Raw genomic sequence first — 15,430 nt, 5'->3', positions numbered from 1 at the left:
ACCGACATCAACGCATGAGAATCCGAATTTTGTCAAAAAAAACAACAAAAAATGGAAATCCTTGCCAATGTTGCCGCTGCCCTGATCGGCATCTCCCTTGGTCTGATCGGCGGTGGTGGATCTATATTAACGATGCCAGTATTGGTTTACCTTTTCGGTGTTAACCCGCTACTGGCAACCTCCTACTCACTTTTTATTGTTGGGTCTACCAGCCTTGCCGGAACGGTCGGCAATTTTAAAAGAGGCCTGGTAAACATCAAAACGGCGCTATTATTTGGAAGTGCATCCATCTCTACCGTTTTTCTCACCCGAAAACTTGTTATCCCATTTATCCCTAAAACCATATTAAGGATTGGAAACTTTGATCTTAGTGAGAACATGCTCATGATGGTCCTCTTTGCTGTCCTTATGGTAGCAGCCGCAGTGGCGATGATCAGAGGTACCAAGGAAGAAAATTATGAGAGAAAAAGACCAAAGCTAAATGTTGGAAAACTATTACTTTATGGCATTTCCATCGGACTTGCAACAGGTTTTTTAGGTGCAGGGGGCGGTTTTCTACTCATCCCAACCCTCGTTATACTGGTAGGACTACCTATGAAAGAGGCCGTTGGGACTTCCCTTTTTATTATTGCCCTCAATTCGCTTATCGGATTTACCGGAGACCTTGGGCATTTCTCTATCGACTGGATTTTTCTGGCAAAGATCACCGCGATAGCCATAGCCGGTATCGTTGTTGGGGGAATGATCAGCAAGAGAATCGATGGGGAAAGGCTCAAAAAAGGTTTTGGATGGTTTGTACTGGTGATGGGCTGCTACATCATACTAAAAGAAGTCGTTCTCAAATAAAAACCAAGCACTGTGACAAAAGTCACAAAAGGGGTAAACATAAAGCACTAATTTTAAAATATTAATCTTACAAAAATGACTATCGAACAGATTTATACGGGATGTTTGGCACAGGGTGCCTATTACATCGAAAGCAACGGAGAGGCTGCAATCATAGATCCGCTCCGCGAGGTAAGTCCATACTTAAAACGTGCCGAAAAAAGCGGTGCAAAAATCAGATATGTGCTCGAAACACATTTCCATGCTGATTTTGTATCCGGGCATCTTGACCTTGCCAAAGAAAGTGGTGCAAAGATTGTCTACGGGCCAAATGCAAAGCCTGATTTTGATTTTTACGCTGCAAAAGATGGAGAAGTTTTACAGCTTGGCGGGGCAAAGATCAAAGTACTGCACACCCCAGGGCACACCATGGAAAGCACATGTTTCTTGCTCAGCGATGAGGAGGGAAAAGAAATTGCACTATTCTCTGGCGATACGCTTTTTATAGGTGATGTGGGAAGGCCCGATTTGGCACAGAAACTCGCCAGCGAATTAACGAGTGAAATGCTTGCAGGATATCTGTTCGATTCTTTGCGCGATAAAATCATGCCTTTAAACGATGATATTATTGTTTATCCTGCACATGGAGCGGGGAGCGCATGCGGAAAGAACATGAGTAAGGAAACCACAGATCTTTTAGGAAATCAAAAAAAGAACAATTATGCTTTACGTGCAGATATGTCCAAAGATGAATTTATCAAAGAGGTAACCGATGGCCTGCTCCCTCCTCCTGCTTATTTCCCGAAAAACGTCATGATGAACATTCATGGCTATGATAGTTTGGACAAGGTGATGGAAAGAGGTATGCATGCCCTAAATCCAGATGCTTTTGAGCACCTCGCAAATGAAACCAGGGCAGTAATTCTCGATACCAGAGATCCTCAGGTTTTTGTAAAGGGCTTTATCCCAAATTCGATCAATATCGGTATAGATGGAAACTTTGCGCCATGGGTAGGAACATTGATCCCGGATATCAAACAGCCTATTTTACTCATAACTGATGAGGGCAGAAATGAAGAAGTGCTCACCAGATTATCCAGAGTAGGATTTGATGGCGCAGTAGGTTTTCTCGAAGGCGGTTTTGCCAGCTGGAAAAACGCAGGTAAAGAAACCGACGAGATAAAGTCCGTTTCTGCAGAAAAAATGGCCGAAATGATGGGAACAGCACAGATAACCATCCTGGATGTTAGAAAAGCAAATGAGTTTCTGAGCGAACATGTAGAAGAAGCCATTAATCTTCCACTGGATTATATTAACGAGCATTTTAACAACATTGATAAGAACAAAACCTACTTCGTTCACTGTGCCGGTGGTTATCGTTCTGTAATATTCAACTCCATTATGCGTTCGCGCGGATACAACAAACTGATAGATGTAGCTGGCGGTTTTAAAGCAATCAAAGAAAATGGAAATATTCCCATTACAGCCTTTGTATGCCCGAGTACCTTAAAATAATCCGAAGATGGACAATACAAAAAAATTGCATTGGGAAAAGGTCTATACTGAAAAAAGTCCTGATCAGGTCAGCTGGACGCAAAGCTATCCGACAGTTTCAATGGAAATGATAAAGGGCTTCAATCTGGACAAATCAACTCCGATAATCGATATCGGAGGAGGAGACAGCCTGCTTGTAGATTTTCTGCTTCAGGAAGGCTACACCGATATTACAGTAGTTGATATATCTGCCCGGGCTTTGCAAAAAGCAAAGCAAAGGCTTGGAGATTTGGCTGGTCAAATTGATTGGATAGTTGCAGACATTATGGAATTTGAGCCGCAGCGAACTTATGCAATCTGGCATGACCGTGCCACTTTTCACTTCCTTGATTTGCCAGCGGAAATTGAACGCTATGTAGCCATGGCAGAGCAGTTTACCGATGACTACCTGATCATGGCTACCTTTTCGCCCGTCGGCCCTGAAAAGTGCAGCGGCCTACCTGTATCCAGATATGATGAGAAGGGGCTGCAGGAGGTATTCAAAAACGGATTTACCAAAATAGAATCCAGACAGCATGAACACCTTACCCCAATGCACAGCAGACAGGATTTTCTGTTCTGTAGTTTTACAAAAAAAAAATCAATTAGATCAGAATAAAAAAATGAATAAATTATCTCAGATGCTGAGCTGTTTCTTTTCAAAAGGTCCGTATGACCTCAACAGCTACAACTTCAAAAACCAATTTAACAAGAACAGAAACACCCTTATTAACATTTCATTTAAGACATTATGATTGATTTCATTAAACAACCCTGGCCCTGGTATTTTTCGGGTACAATGATCGTACTCATCATGCTTCTCTTACTTTTTTTTGGCAAGTCTTTTGGCTTTTCGTCCAACCTGCGCACCATGTGCAGCATGATCGGAGCGGGAAAGAAAGTAAAATTCTTCGATTTCAACTGGAAAGACCAGATCTGGAACCTGATGTTCCTTGTCGGCTCTGTCCTGGGCGGCTTCATCGCTACCAATTACCTGAGCGAGCCGACTCCACTGCAGCTTTCTGCAGCCACGATAGCAGACCTCCAACAACTCGGCGTCAGCTTTGATGGCGGCCTGAACCCATCCGGCCTGTTCTCGCTTGAGGCAATGAAAGATTTTAAGACGCTGGCCGTTCTGCTTTCGGGAGGGCTACTAGTAGGCTTTGGCTCCCGCTATGCAGGTGGCTGTACCTCAGGCCACGCCATATCAGGGCTTTCAAATTTACAGGTACCATCATTAGTTGCCGTAATCGGTTTTTTTATAGGAGGCCTTGTCATGACCTTCCTGATTATGCCAATCATCTTCTAAATCCATAAAAAATGAAATTCATCAAATTTATTCTTGCCGGTACACTTTTCGGCATCATTATGACTAAATCTGAAGCAGTTTCCTGGTACAGGATACAGGAAATGTTCCGTTTCCAGTCTTTCCACATGTATGGAATTATTGGTACTGCAGTTTTATTGGGTATAACCGCGGTATACCTGATTAAAAAATTCAGGGTCAGGGATATTGGCGGAAACCTCATCCTCTTTCACGATAAGGATAAAGCGTACCGCAAATACCTGATCGGGGGAACTATTTTCGGCCTGGGCTGGGCACTCACCCGCGCCTGTCCGGGCCCCATGTTTGTTAACCTTGGAAGTGGATATGCCGGTATGGCGCTGGTCATCCCGGGTGCGCTCCTGGGAACGTATTTGTACGGATTGGTAAAAAGCAAGCTGCCCCATTAATATAAAAAGATTGACCACAAAAATGCCTGATGTTGGCGAGGCCATCAAGGTTTCAGACATAATACTGCTGAACGCTTCAAATAAGAAAAAGCAAAGAGCAATTCCAGAATATCCTCATTACCTGTTAATCTACTTAAGAACAACGCAAACAATTAGAAAAAGAATGGCCCAGACATCCATTTGGGCCAAACTATAAAAAATCTTACTAATCATTGATGAATGATGATTAAGTTTTAATTTAGCTGTTACCTTTACATTAACCTACAGTTAATTTTATAAAATATATACTTTAATAATACTTGATCAATAGCGCACACATTGTCTTCATCGTGTGAATATCTTCATGGGCACTCATCATGATAACAGGTATACATACTGTGTGGAGTATGAGAGGGGCTCTAAGCAGGGCAATACACTATGTTTCACCAAAAGGGGAACCTTAAAGTGCCTCCCTGTTACAGGCTAAACTGGCCAAAAATTTAATTACCGGAATGATCCCTATTTAAGTTCCTTTCGCCAAAGATACTCTCTTATCGAACAAGAAGAGCAACTTCTACAAGATTGTGAAATCAACAATTTACATGTAACCGCTATTTTCCGGGAGGATTATTCCGCAAAGGACTTTAATCGCCTCGAATGGAAACAGCTTATTAAAAAAATCAAGAAAAGTAGAAACAACGATTTGAAAAACCCTTAAAAATAAAAAATCCCCTTAAGATAATCTTAAAGGGATTTTGGGTGGCTGATGGGGCTCGAACCCACGACCCTCGGCACCACAAACCAATACTCTAACCAACTGAGCTACAGCCACCGTTTTTTGATGTCACAAAAGTACGACTTTTAATATTTCCTGCAAATATTTTTTTCAAAGTTTTTACAACAAATTTTTAATTCCTTAACATTCAATTATTTGAAATTGAAACAAAATTCGAGATGTAGATAAAACAAGCAATTTTAAACCTAAAAACATAACTTTACAGCGTTTATGATCGAAATTTATACAGACGGAGCAGCTAGCGGAAACCCCGGACCAGGCGGTTGGGGTACAATTTTAAGGGCAGGACAACATTACAAGGAATTAAGCGGTGGCTTTAGAATGACCACTAATAACCGTATGGAACTATTGGCTGTAATAAAAGGATTAGAAGCATTAAAAAGCTTAAACCAACAGGTAACCGTTTATTCCGATTCGAAATATGTAGTAGATGCAGTAGAGAAGAAATGGGTTTTCGGCTGGGTAACCAAAAATTTTAAAGATAAAAAAAACAAAGACCTTTGGCTGAGATTCCTTGAACTGTACAAACTTCACAAAGTGAAATTCGTTTGGATTAAAGGCCACAACGACCATCCGGAGAATGAGCGTTGCGACCGTTTAGCGGTTTTTGCCTCGCAAGACAAACAGAATCTTGCTATAGATACCGTATTTGAAGTAGAAAGAGCTAAAGGAGTTTAATCAACTCCACCAACTACACCCAAATCCTGCAGCGTATTTTCTGCTTTAGCTTCGAGCGAAATTGATTTGGCCGTATATAAAAGCATCATTTCTTCAGCTTTTTCTACCATATTTTTCGACCCGATAAATACCGGCACCCTTTGGTGCAATTCGGTTGGCTGAATATCCAGTATACGATCGAACCCCGTACTGGCCTTCCCCCCTGCCTGCTCTATAATAAAGGCCATTGGGTTACATTCATATAACAAACGTAGTTTTCCATTTGGTGAGCGCGCAGTTGTTGGATAAATATAAATACCACCTTTAATTAAATTGCGGTGAATATCGCCCACCATTGAGCCAATGTAACGCGAGGTATATGGGCGTTTGGTAGCCTCATCCTCTACCTGGCAATATTTAATGTATTTTTTTACCCCATCCGGAAAATGCACATAATTCCCTTCGTTTACAGAGTACATATAACCCGTTTCAGGAATTTTCATCTGCGGGTGCGAAAGACAGAACTCACCGATTGATGGATCGAGCGTAAAACCGTTCACTCCCTTGCCTGTAGTGTAAACAAGCATAGTAGATGAACCATAAATGATATAGCCAGCCGCAACCTGTTCTGTGCCTTTTTGCAGCACATCAGCCAAGCTGGCCCGGCCTTCTACTGATTTTCGCCTATAAATAGAAAAAATAGTTCCTACCGCAACATTCACATCGGTATTGGATGAACCGTCTAAAGGATCGATGCAGACAATGTATTTTGCATTTTGAGATACCGGCGATTCGATATGGATAATTTCGTCTTCCTCTTCAGTTGCCACAATGCAGCATTCGCCACCACTGGTTAAAGCTGCAATAAACTGTTCATCGGCATAAACATCTAACTTCTTTTGTTCTTCACCCTGAATATTGGTGGTTCCCATATCACCTAAAATATCAACCAGGCCAGCTTTATTAATTTCCCGGTTTACAATTTTTGCAGCAATACCAATGTCCCTCAATAACCTCGAAAGTTCTCCTTTAGCATAAGGGAAATCTGCTTGTTTTTCTATAATAAATTGTCCTAGTGTTTTTACGCCACAAACCATACTTAGTGTATATTTTACATTATCTACCTGATAATTCTATGACCTCTAAGGTATGAATATTTTCATTAGTAATGCAAAATCTAACCAGGGTTCTCACCTTGTGCCAGCCATGTTTTCCCGCTGCACCAGGGTTTATATGCAAACATTTTATTTTATCGTCATACATCACTTTCAAAATATGCGAGTGCCCGGTAATAAATAATTTCGGAGGGTTAGTGTATATTTCTGGCTTCACATAAGATGAATATCTTCCTGGATATCCACCTATATGCGTCATCCAAACATCAACCCTTTCGCAGCTAAATCGATTTTGTTCGGGGAATTCAGATCTGATCGCTGCATCATCTATATTTCCGAATACCCCGCGCAAAGGTTTAAATGCTGCCAAAGGTTCGGCAACATCGGGTCCAAAATCGCCAGCATGCCAAATCTCATCCACGCCATCGAAGTGTTTAAAAACCGCTTCATCCAAAAAACCATGGGTATCAGAAATTAATCCTATTTTTTTCATTTTGTAAAGTTAATACCCTCCATCTTTACACATTTACTAACCTCAAAAATATTTTTAGCAAGCATAAAAAAATCAGAAAAAAGCTTTTTTTCAACATAAGTAATAAACAAAACCAAAGAAATCATCATTCATAAGTTATAGGATATTACCATCCGTAACAATAAAAATTTAGCTAATTACTTTTACGCCAGCTAAAAAAACACATAAACATTTGAGCGCGGTTACTTATCAAATCAGGCTATTTTATTTAATCTTTTCTTACTTGTTTAAATGTTCCATTAGGTTGGATAAATGAAACAGATATAACCTTTTCTGTTCCTTCTTTCTTTTCAAACTTTAGGCTAAATCCTTTCAGATTTTTAAAGTTAAAAGTATCGTTTCCTACAGAAATGGTTTCATACTCTGGCTGGCCAGGCACCGAAACAAATAAAACTTTACCTTTTAAATAAACTTTACTCATTCCATTCTCCCCATAGTTGCCAATGTAACCAGCTAAACTTGTTGCGCTTAATTCAACTGCCCTTGCCCTGTACGCAAACACAGTAGGTTTCATTCCCCGTTCGAGCGGAATACTAATCCCCTCTATCTTGCCATCCTGCCCGCTAATAAAGTTAAAACGCAGATCACTTTCTGCTGTATCAATTTTACCGTTTTTATCTATACCACTAATGCTAAACACATCGTAATGATAGTGCCTAAGCAAAAGTTTCTCTTTACCCATCAGGGCAATAAGTGAATCATTTTTGAACGTTACATTAATTACACCATAAGCAGGATTATCAAACAAACCATCATAATCTTTTAAGGGATGTGAAGGTTTGGTATTTAAAACTTTTGCATTTTCAACCGTTTTTTTCACAGCCTTCTCCCTTTCTTTCGCCGCAGCTTTTTCTTTGTTGGTCCTACCGTTCCAATCGATATTTTTCAGCCCTAACATCCTGTCTGCAATACTACTGTATACGATTTCCGGAACACTTGAGGTATTTTGATTGGTTAACACCACAATACCCAAATTGTCGGTCGGAAAAAAGGATACACTTGCCGAAAAACCATTGATATTACCGCCATGCTCTACCATATAGTGCCCACGGTACGAACTGATCATCCAGCCAAAACCATAGGTAGACAGGTAAATATCCTTATCCTTTTCGGGTAAAGCACTCCCCATTACCATTTGAGAACTTGCAGCCTCTCTTACATAAGAAGTAGGCAGAATCTCTTTCCCCTTATAAGATCCGCCGCTGATCCACACTTTTAGCCAGTGCGTCATATCGTTTACACTGCTGTTTATACTTCCGGCAGGCCCCATTCCGTCAATATTGAAATAATCAATCTTTTCGATAGCGCCTTTATTGTTTATCGTGTAGGGCAACGAAGCTTCGCTATCTTTTTCAAACTCAAAAATATTGGTATTGGAATGGTTCATCTCTAAAGGATCAAAAAACTTTTCTTTAATATTCTGCTCCCATGTTTTTCCGGTCAGTTTTTCAACAATCATGCCCTGCGCCAAAAACATAAAATTATTATACTGCCATTTTTCGCGCACAGCAGCAGTCGGTTCCATATATCGCACCCTTTGTATAATACTATCGCGGTTGGAAGTATTAAATATAAACCACGACAGATCATAACGCGATAAACCTGTGCGGTGGCACATCATATCACGCACAGTAATCTGGTTGTTCATATTATCATTATAAAACTTTAACTGAGGCAAATAAGAGGTTGCAATACCATCATAAGAAAGCTTTCCCTCTTTTTGCAACAAACCAACAAGACCTGACGTAAAGGCTTTTGTACTCGAACCAATGGCAAAAAGCGTATTTGGGGTTACCGGTTTTTTATTTTCCACATCACGATAACCGAAACCCTTACTGTAGATTACCTGATCACCCTTTACCACAGCTACCGCAAAACCAGCCACCTGCTGATCTTTCAATATCCTGTTTAATAATGTATCAATCCCTTTTAAAGGATCTACTGTTTTTTGTTTTTTCGATTGAGCAAGAGCAGATAGTGCCATTAAGCACAATAAGAACAGATTTAGGCTACGTTTCATTTTAATTTAGGTGAGATAATTTATACACCTAAATTACAAATGATCATGAGGATTACATCAGAAAATGATTAAATTCAACTATTTTCTTAGTAAGCCATGAAAAAATCTCTGAGCAAAAGCTTATATTCCTGTGTATGCTGTTTTAAAGATTCATAAATATAAAAATGATTTTCCTTCAAAACCGCTTCACCTTTTTTCAAACAGATCATCTGTCTAAAGGTTGGTTTGCTTTGATCAGAATGGATATGGATCCGCTCTGCGAGCGATAAATTATAATGTGCAGCAATACCAATAACCTCATCGGCTTGTTTTACTGGAAGGATCAACCAAATCATACCTTCATCTGCCAATAACCCACTCGATTTTTTAATGAGCATGCCAAAAAAGTCTTCATTTGCATGCCGGGCTATTCCTTTTCTAAGTTCCTCACTTTTTAAATCGTTCACAAAAAAAGGTGGGTTAGAAACAATCAAATCGAATTGCTGAGCATACTCATATTGTTCAATTGATGTGTGCTTAATGGTTAACCGCTCACTGAAAGCTGAAAATTGAAAGTTTTTTTCAGCAGTTTCTGCAGCTTGCTGGTCGATTTCTACAGCATGTATGTTTGCTTCAGGAAAACGCTGTGCCAACATCAGGGCAATCACACCGGTACCTGTTCCAATATCCAATATAGCTGTAGGCGAAGCATGCTTAACTGTTGCACCAAGCAATACGCCATCGGTGTTAATCCTCATGGCGCAGCCTCTTTGGTCAACTTCAAACTGTTTGAACTTGAAAATACTCATCCTAAATTTCGTACAATTCTAAAGGCAAACCATCCGGATCAGCAAAAAAAGTAAAACGCTTATCCGTAAATTCATCAATACGAATTGGTTCGGTAACAATTCCCTGATCATTTAAGCGCGAAATCTCTTTTTCAATATCCGCTACCTCAAAAGCCAAATGGCGCAAACCCTGCGCTTCTGGTCGCGATGGCCTTGCAGGAGGGTTTTCAAAAGAAAAAAGCTCGATCTGGTATACACCATTTACGGCAAGATCTAACTTATACGATTTCCTTTCAGCCCGGTAAACCTCTGCCAAAACAGTAAAACCCAGCTTATTCACATAAAAATCTTTCGATTTCTCGTAATCAGCACAAATAATGGCAATATGATGGATACGTAGCATAAATAACGATTGATTGAATTAATGAGTGTATGATTGAATTACCAGCAAAGTTGCAAAATATACCCATCAGTTAATCAAAATCTTTTCATTAAGGTACCACCCACCCAAAACTCCATCATTCAATAATTCACCTTTAATCATTTTATCTTCAAAATTCTCTCATTCAATCACCATAGTACACCAGTTTTTTGATATAAAAACGCTATTTTTGCAACTTCAAAAAAAAAGCATGATTCATTTCTTCCTTAGTCAATCGCAGGCGATTTTTGTTTTACAAACAGACAAAACGCTTTCTACCACTGATATTACTAAACTCGAATGGTTATTTGGCGGTGCCAAAATCTCGCAAGAAACAGCTTTAGCGGGCTTTTTCGTTGGGCCACGGGCAGCAATGATTACTCCATGGAGTACCAATGCAGTAGAGATTACCCAAAACATGGACATGCAGGGAATCATCAGAATTGAAGAATTTAAGCAGGTTGACGAAAGTTTTGCTGATTATGATCCGATGCTTTCTCAAAAATACAACAAGCTCGATCAGGAGGTTTATACCATCAACATCAAACCTGAGCCGATTTTAGAAATCATCGATATTGCAGCTTATAATAAACAAGAAGGACTTTCTTTAAGTGATGAAGAAGTTGAATATTTAAATACGTTAGCACAAAAATTAGAAAGACCATTAACCGATTCTGAAGTTTTTGGTTTCTCTCAGGTAAATTCGGAACACTGCCGCCATAAAATTTTTAATGGCAAATTTGTAATCGATGGCGTAGAGCAGCCTACTTCTTTATTTAAGTTGATTCGCAAAACATCAGAAGAAAACCCTAATGATATTGTTTCTGCTTATAAAGATAACGTAGCTTTTATTAAAGGTCCTAAAGTACAGCAATTTGCACCTAAACGTGCCGATGAGCCTGACTATTATACCACAAGCGATTTCGAATCTGTCATCTCCCTAAAAGCAGAAACACACAATTTCCCTACTACTGTAGAGCCTTTTAACGGCGCTGCAACAGGTTCTGGAGGTGAAATCAGAGACCGTTTGGCAGGTGGACAAGGCTCTTTGCCTTTGGCAGGAACTGCAGTTTATATGACTGCACTTTCTCGTTTGGAAGATAACCGCCCATGGGAAAAAGGTGTTGAAGAAAGACAATGGTTATACCAAACACCAATGGATATCCTGATCAAAGCATCAAATGGTGCTACTGATTTTGGAAATAAATTCGGTCAGCCGCTAATTACAGGTTCGGTTTTAACTTTCGAACACGAAGAAGATAACCGTACACTGGGTTTTGATAAGGTAATTATGCTTGCCGGCGGTATTGGTTACGGCAAAGCCAGCCAGGCACAAAAACTTAAACCCAAAGAAGGCGATAATATCGTGATCTTAGGTGGAGAAAATTATAGAATCGGGATGGGTGGTGCAGCAGTTTCATCTGCAGATACTGGCGAGCACGGAAGCGGTATTGAATTAAATGCCATCCAGCGATCGAACCCCGAGATGCAAAAACGTGCCGCAAACGCAGTACGTGGTTTGGTAGAAAGCGATCATAATCCAATTATTTCGATCCACGATCATGGTGCGGGCGGGCACTTAAACTGTTTATCAGAACTGGTTGAAGAAACCGGTGGATTAATAGACCTTGATAAATTGCCAGTTGGCGATCCTACCCTTTCGGCTAAGGAAATTATCGGTAACGAATCGCAGGAAAGAATGGGATTGGTAATCGGTAACGACCATATCGAAACCCTACAAAAAATAGCCGCCCGCGAACGTTCACCAATGTATACCGTAGGTAAAGTAACCGGCGATCATCGTTTCACCTTTAAATCGGCAACAACAGGCTTAAAACCAATGGATTTAGAGTTGGCTGCCATGTTTGGAAGTTCTCCAAAAATTGTAATGGACGATCAAACCATTGATCGTAAATACAAAGCTGTTGAATATAATAAAACTGAATTAAACACCTATTTAGAACAGGTGCTTCAATTAGAAGCGGTTGCAGCTAAAGATTGGTTAACCAATAAAGTAGATCGTTGTGTGGGTGGCCGTGTAGCCAAACAGCAATGTGCAGGACCATTACAATTGCCGCTAAACAACTGTGGTGTAATGGCTTTAGACTTTCAGGGTAAAGAAGGTATTGCCACTTCGGTTGGTCATGCGCCACTTTCGGCTTTGATCGATCCGGCAGCTGGTAGCCGCAATGCCATTGCCGAATCACTATCGAACATTGTTTGGGCCCCTTTAAAAGATGGTTTAAAAAGTGTTTCACTTTCTGCCAACTGGATGTGGGCCTGTAAAAACGAAGGTGAAGATGCCCGTTTATATGCCGCAGTAAAGGCCTGTTCTGATTTTGCCATCGATTTAGGAATCAATATCCCAACCGGAAAAGATTCCTTATCAATGAAACAGAAATACAAAAACGGTGATGTAATTGCACCTGGTACTGTAATTATTTCTGCCGGAGCAAATTGTAGCGACATTACCAAAGTGGTTGAACCGGTGCTACAAAAAAATGGCGGATCGGTTTATTACATCAATCTTTCAAATGATACTTATAAATTAGGTGGTTCATCTTTTGCCCAGATTTTAAACAAAATCGGCACTGAAACCCCCGATGTAAAACAAGCTGATCAATTTAAAACAGCTTTCAATACACTACAGCAATTAATTAAGGCTGATAAAATACAGGCCGGTCACGATATTGGTAGTGGAGGTTTAATTACTACCCTATTGGAAATGTGTTTTGCCGACCGCAATTTAGGTGCATCACTCGATTTATCTTCACTGGCAGAAACCGATAGCATTAAAGTATTATTTGCAGAGAACATTGGTATCGTTTTCCAGGCTGATGCTTCGGTTGAAGAAACTTTCGCACAGGCAGGTGTTGCTTTCCACAAAATTGGCGAAGTAAATACATCAGCTAAATTGGAAGTTAAAAATGGTGCAGACAGCTTCAGTTTTGATATTGATCATTTACGCGATGTTTGGTTCAAAACTTCATATTTATTAGATAGCAAACAAACTGGTAATGGCTTAGCGAAAGAGCGTTACGATAATTATAAAAACCAGGTTTTAAATTATACTTTCCCAACGCAATTTGATGGTAAGAAGCCGGTAATCGACGCCAGCAAACCACGTCCAAAAGCGGCTATTATCCGTGAAAAAGGAAGTAACTCAGAGCGCGAATTGGCCAATGCCATGTATTTAGCAGGTTTTGACGTGAAAGATGTACACATGACCGATTTAATCACCGGAAGAGAAACTTTAGAAGATATTCAGTTTATTGGTGCAGTAGGTGGCTTCTCTAACTCTGATGTTCTTGGATCGGCTAAAGGCTGGGCAGGTGCATTTTTATACAACGAAAAAGCGAGAATTGCTTTAGAAAAATTCTTTGCCCGTCCCGATACTTTATCTGTAGGTATCTGTAATGGCTGTCAGTTATTTGTTGAGCTGGGCTTAATTAATAAAGACCACGCCGATAAACCTAAAATGTTGCATAACAAAAGTGGCAAACACGAAAGTATTTTCACTTCTTTAACCTTACAGGAAAATAATTCGGTTATGTTATCTACATTGGCAGGAAGCACTTTAGGCGTTTGGGTATCACATGGCGAAGGCAGATTCTCACTACCATATGCAGAAGATCAATATAAAATCGTAGCCAAATATGCTTACGAAACTTATCCCGCTAGTCCGAATGGTTCAGATTACAACACCGCAATGTTATGCGATGAAAGTGGTCGCCACCTGGTCATGATGCCGCACATTGAGCGTTCATTGTTCCAATGGCACTGGGCAAATTACCCGCAAGGCCGCAAAGATGAAGTTTCGCCATGGATGGAAGCTTTTGTAAATGCCAGAAAATGGATTGAAAAGTGTGGTGAATAAAATGCAATTTTAAAATTAAAGTGTTTCGATTCAATTTATTATAAAAATGGTTATCTTGTGTTTAAGTTTTTTATAAAATTAATTAACATTAAACCTAAAGACATGAAAAAAAAATTTAAATCGAACCCTCTTATCATTTGTTTCTTGTTTGTTCTAACTGCAACTTCTTGCAAAAAAGATATTGCAACTAACAATACAGATCAAGAAATCAAACTTAGCAAGAAAATTGCAGTAACACCAGAGACTCCAAATCCTAATGGTGGTTTGGGCAGTTTTGTTGTTTTGAATGCCAACGGCGATTATGTAACTAGTTACGGAGGAGGGATTAATTTTGGAAACACTTTTACTTATCCATTAAGTATTCAAAGCTATCAAAATGGAACGCCTTACACCCCTTATTATAGTGGAGGGTATAGTCCTTCAAATATGCTTTCATTTACTCAAAACGGGCCTCATTTCACCATGCTCTTAGGAACAGTTGTTGGGGGTTTGACTACCAATACCTACGATGCTATAAATGCATATAATAGTGCTTTTAACAATTACATTAATGGCACGGGAGATTTGACTTCATTTCCACAGTATAGTACTTTCGCTGTTCAATATGGTGGATCTTCTGATGGTATAATAACTGTAAATGGAACTTTTGTATTAGATACCCAATCACCAACGCACGTTAGTGTTACCAACATAAAATACATTGTTAGTGCAGTAGAGTAAATTTACAATCAGCTGTGCTGTATCATTGAAAAATTAAAAAAGTAATTTCGCATTCGAAATTACTTTTTTCTTATAAAAGTTTCCTTAATCTAATATAACCTTTATTGAAGTCCGCCTGTTCCAACTTAACACGACATTTTTTTGGTGTAACCAACTACAATATTAAACAGCGTCTACTTTACCGATAAAACTATGCACAAAAACAAGTTAAAAAATTGCGGTCAGAGCAGATACAAACCACAGAATTAGGATTGGGTAAAACCTAAATAGAAATACCCGCCCTGCCACCTAAACCCGACCGAAGTGGAAAACCCGCAGCCCGAGGCACGAGGGCGAGGATTTGAAACAAAGGGCGGGACTACCGGAACCAAAAAGCACTGTATTTGCTTTCCAAAAAAGCCACAATACATATTCACATACATTAACGTCAAAACCGAAGCGGTTTTATGGATAT

Annotated in this window: 13 protein-coding genes and 1 tRNA gene; 8 read left to right on the top strand and 6 right to left on the bottom strand. The window is 39.8% G+C overall.

The genetic code is table 11. From position 1 onward, the window contains the following. Positions 1-51: 51 nt before the first annotated feature. The 5 genes from FHT21_RS05790 (at position 52) to FHT21_RS05770 (ending at position 4,092) form a co-directional block, all read left to right on the top strand. A complete protein-coding gene (locus FHT21_RS05790) occupies positions 52-846 on the top strand; it encodes a sulfite exporter TauE/SafE family protein (protein WP_167293788.1) in 795 nt (264 codons plus the stop codon). A 75-nt stretch (positions 847-921) separates the two neighbouring features. Further along, entirely contained in the window at positions 922-2,340 is a 1,419-nt protein-coding gene (locus FHT21_RS05785; protein ID WP_167293787.1) for an MBL fold metallo-hydrolase, read from the top strand. A 7-nt stretch (positions 2,341-2,347) separates the two neighbouring features. Further along, positions 2,348-2,977 carry a class I SAM-dependent methyltransferase gene (locus FHT21_RS05780; protein WP_167293786.1) on the top strand — a complete coding sequence of 210 codons (630 nt, stop codon included), beginning with the start codon at positions 2,348-2,350 and terminating at the stop codon, positions 2,975-2,977. A gap of 132 nt (positions 2,978-3,109) precedes the next feature. Next, positions 3,110-3,667, top strand: a complete 558-nt coding sequence (locus FHT21_RS05775; protein WP_167293785.1) for a YeeE/YedE thiosulfate transporter family protein — start codon at positions 3,110-3,112, stop codon at positions 3,665-3,667. Between the two features lie 11 nt (positions 3,668-3,678). Beyond that, positions 3,679-4,092, top strand: a complete 414-nt coding sequence (locus tag FHT21_RS05770) for a DUF6691 family protein (protein WP_167293784.1) — start codon at positions 3,679-3,681, stop codon at positions 4,090-4,092. Positions 4,093-4,829: 737 nt separating this feature from the next. Here the strand turns inward: FHT21_RS05770 and FHT21_RS05765 are convergent. Beyond that, positions 4,830-4,903: transfer RNA gene (locus tag FHT21_RS05765), tRNA-His, on the bottom strand. Positions 4,904-5,077: 174 nt separating this feature from the next. On the opposite strand from FHT21_RS05765, the gene rnhA reads away from it, so the two are divergent. Further along, entirely contained in the window at positions 5,078-5,545 is a 468-nt protein-coding gene (gene rnhA / locus FHT21_RS05760; protein WP_167293783.1) for a ribonuclease HI, read from the top strand. Here rnhA and fbp read toward each other — a convergent pair. The 5 genes from fbp to FHT21_RS05735 form a co-directional block, all read right to left on the bottom strand. Continuing rightward, positions 5,542-6,621 carry a class 1 fructose-bisphosphatase gene (gene fbp / locus FHT21_RS05755; protein WP_167293782.1) on the bottom strand — a complete coding sequence of 360 codons (1,080 nt, stop codon included), beginning with the start codon at positions 6,619-6,621 and terminating at the stop codon, positions 5,542-5,544. The genes rnhA and fbp overlap by 4 nt on opposite strands. Positions 6,622-6,640: 19 nt before the next feature. Then, positions 6,641-7,132, bottom strand: a complete 492-nt coding sequence (locus FHT21_RS05750; RefSeq protein WP_167293781.1) for a metallophosphoesterase family protein — start codon at positions 7,130-7,132, stop codon at positions 6,641-6,643. A 247-nt stretch (positions 7,133-7,379) separates the two neighbouring features. After that, complete coding sequence (locus FHT21_RS05745; protein WP_167293780.1) at positions 7,380-9,191, bottom strand: serine hydrolase; 1,812 nt, start codon at positions 9,189-9,191, stop codon at positions 7,380-7,382. An 86-nt stretch (positions 9,192-9,277) separates the two neighbouring features. Beyond that, a complete protein-coding gene (locus FHT21_RS05740; protein ID WP_167293779.1) occupies positions 9,278-9,979 on the bottom strand; it encodes a methyltransferase in 702 nt (233 codons plus the stop codon). A gap of 1 nt (position 9,980) precedes the next feature. After that, the gene (locus FHT21_RS05735; protein WP_167293778.1) at positions 9,981-10,361 is read right to left on the bottom strand and encodes a VOC family protein; all 381 of its coding nucleotides are present in this window, start codon (positions 10,359-10,361) and stop codon (positions 9,981-9,983) included. A 193-nt stretch (positions 10,362-10,554) separates the two neighbouring features. On the opposite strand from FHT21_RS05735, the gene purL reads away from it, so the two are divergent. Continuing rightward, a complete protein-coding gene (gene purL, locus FHT21_RS05730) occupies positions 10,555-14,256 on the top strand; it encodes a phosphoribosylformylglycinamidine synthase (protein ID WP_347878498.1) in 3,702 nt (1,233 codons plus the stop codon). A gap of 102 nt (positions 14,257-14,358) precedes the next feature. Next, positions 14,359-14,976, top strand: coding sequence for a hypothetical protein (locus FHT21_RS05725; protein WP_167293776.1), 618 nt, complete (start codon positions 14,359-14,361; stop codon positions 14,974-14,976). Positions 14,977-15,430: the final 454 nt, after the last annotated feature.

Source organism: Pedobacter sp. SG908 (genome assembly GCF_011759615.1).
Taxonomy (GTDB): Bacteria; Bacteroidota; Bacteroidia; order Sphingobacteriales; family Sphingobacteriaceae; genus Pedobacter; species Pedobacter riviphilus.
Note: the sequence above shows the minus strand (reverse complement) of the source record. Positions and strands in the feature narration are given on the sequence as shown.

Bases quoted from the DNA above. Each gene is read 5' to 3' on its own strand.
- FHT21_RS05750 (WP_167293781.1), bottom strand. From the start codon at position 7,132: ATGAAAAAAATAGGATTAATTTCTGATACCCATGGTTTTTTGGATGAA.
- FHT21_RS05780 (WP_167293786.1), top strand. From the start codon at position 2,348: ATGGACAATACAAAAAAATTGCATTGGGAAAAGGTCTATACTGAAAAA.
- FHT21_RS05790 (WP_167293788.1), top strand. From the start codon at position 52: ATGGAAATCCTTGCCAATGTTGCCGCTGCCCTGATCGGCATCTCCCTT.
- FHT21_RS05785 (WP_167293787.1), top strand. From the start codon at position 922: ATGACTATCGAACAGATTTATACGGGATGTTTGGCACAGGGTGCCTAT.
- fbp (WP_167293782.1), bottom strand. From the start codon at position 6,621: ATGGTTTGTGGCGTAAAAACACTAGGACAATTTATTATAGAAAAACAA.
- FHT21_RS05775 (WP_167293785.1), top strand. From the start codon at position 3,110: ATGATTGATTTCATTAAACAACCCTGGCCCTGGTATTTTTCGGGTACA.
- FHT21_RS05725 (WP_167293776.1), top strand. From the start codon at position 14,359: ATGAAAAAAAAATTTAAATCGAACCCTCTTATCATTTGTTTCTTGTTT.
- FHT21_RS05745 (WP_167293780.1), bottom strand. From the start codon at position 9,191: ATGAAACGTAGCCTAAATCTGTTCTTATTGTGCTTAATGGCACTATCT.
- FHT21_RS05740 (WP_167293779.1), bottom strand. From the start codon at position 9,979: ATGAGTATTTTCAAGTTCAAACAGTTTGAAGTTGACCAAAGAGGCTGC.
- FHT21_RS05735 (WP_167293778.1), bottom strand. From the start codon at position 10,361: ATGCTACGTATCCATCATATTGCCATTATTTGTGCTGATTACGAGAAA.
- rnhA (WP_167293783.1), top strand. From the start codon at position 5,078: ATGATCGAAATTTATACAGACGGAGCAGCTAGCGGAAACCCCGGACCA.
- FHT21_RS05770 (WP_167293784.1), top strand. From the start codon at position 3,679: ATGAAATTCATCAAATTTATTCTTGCCGGTACACTTTTCGGCATCATT.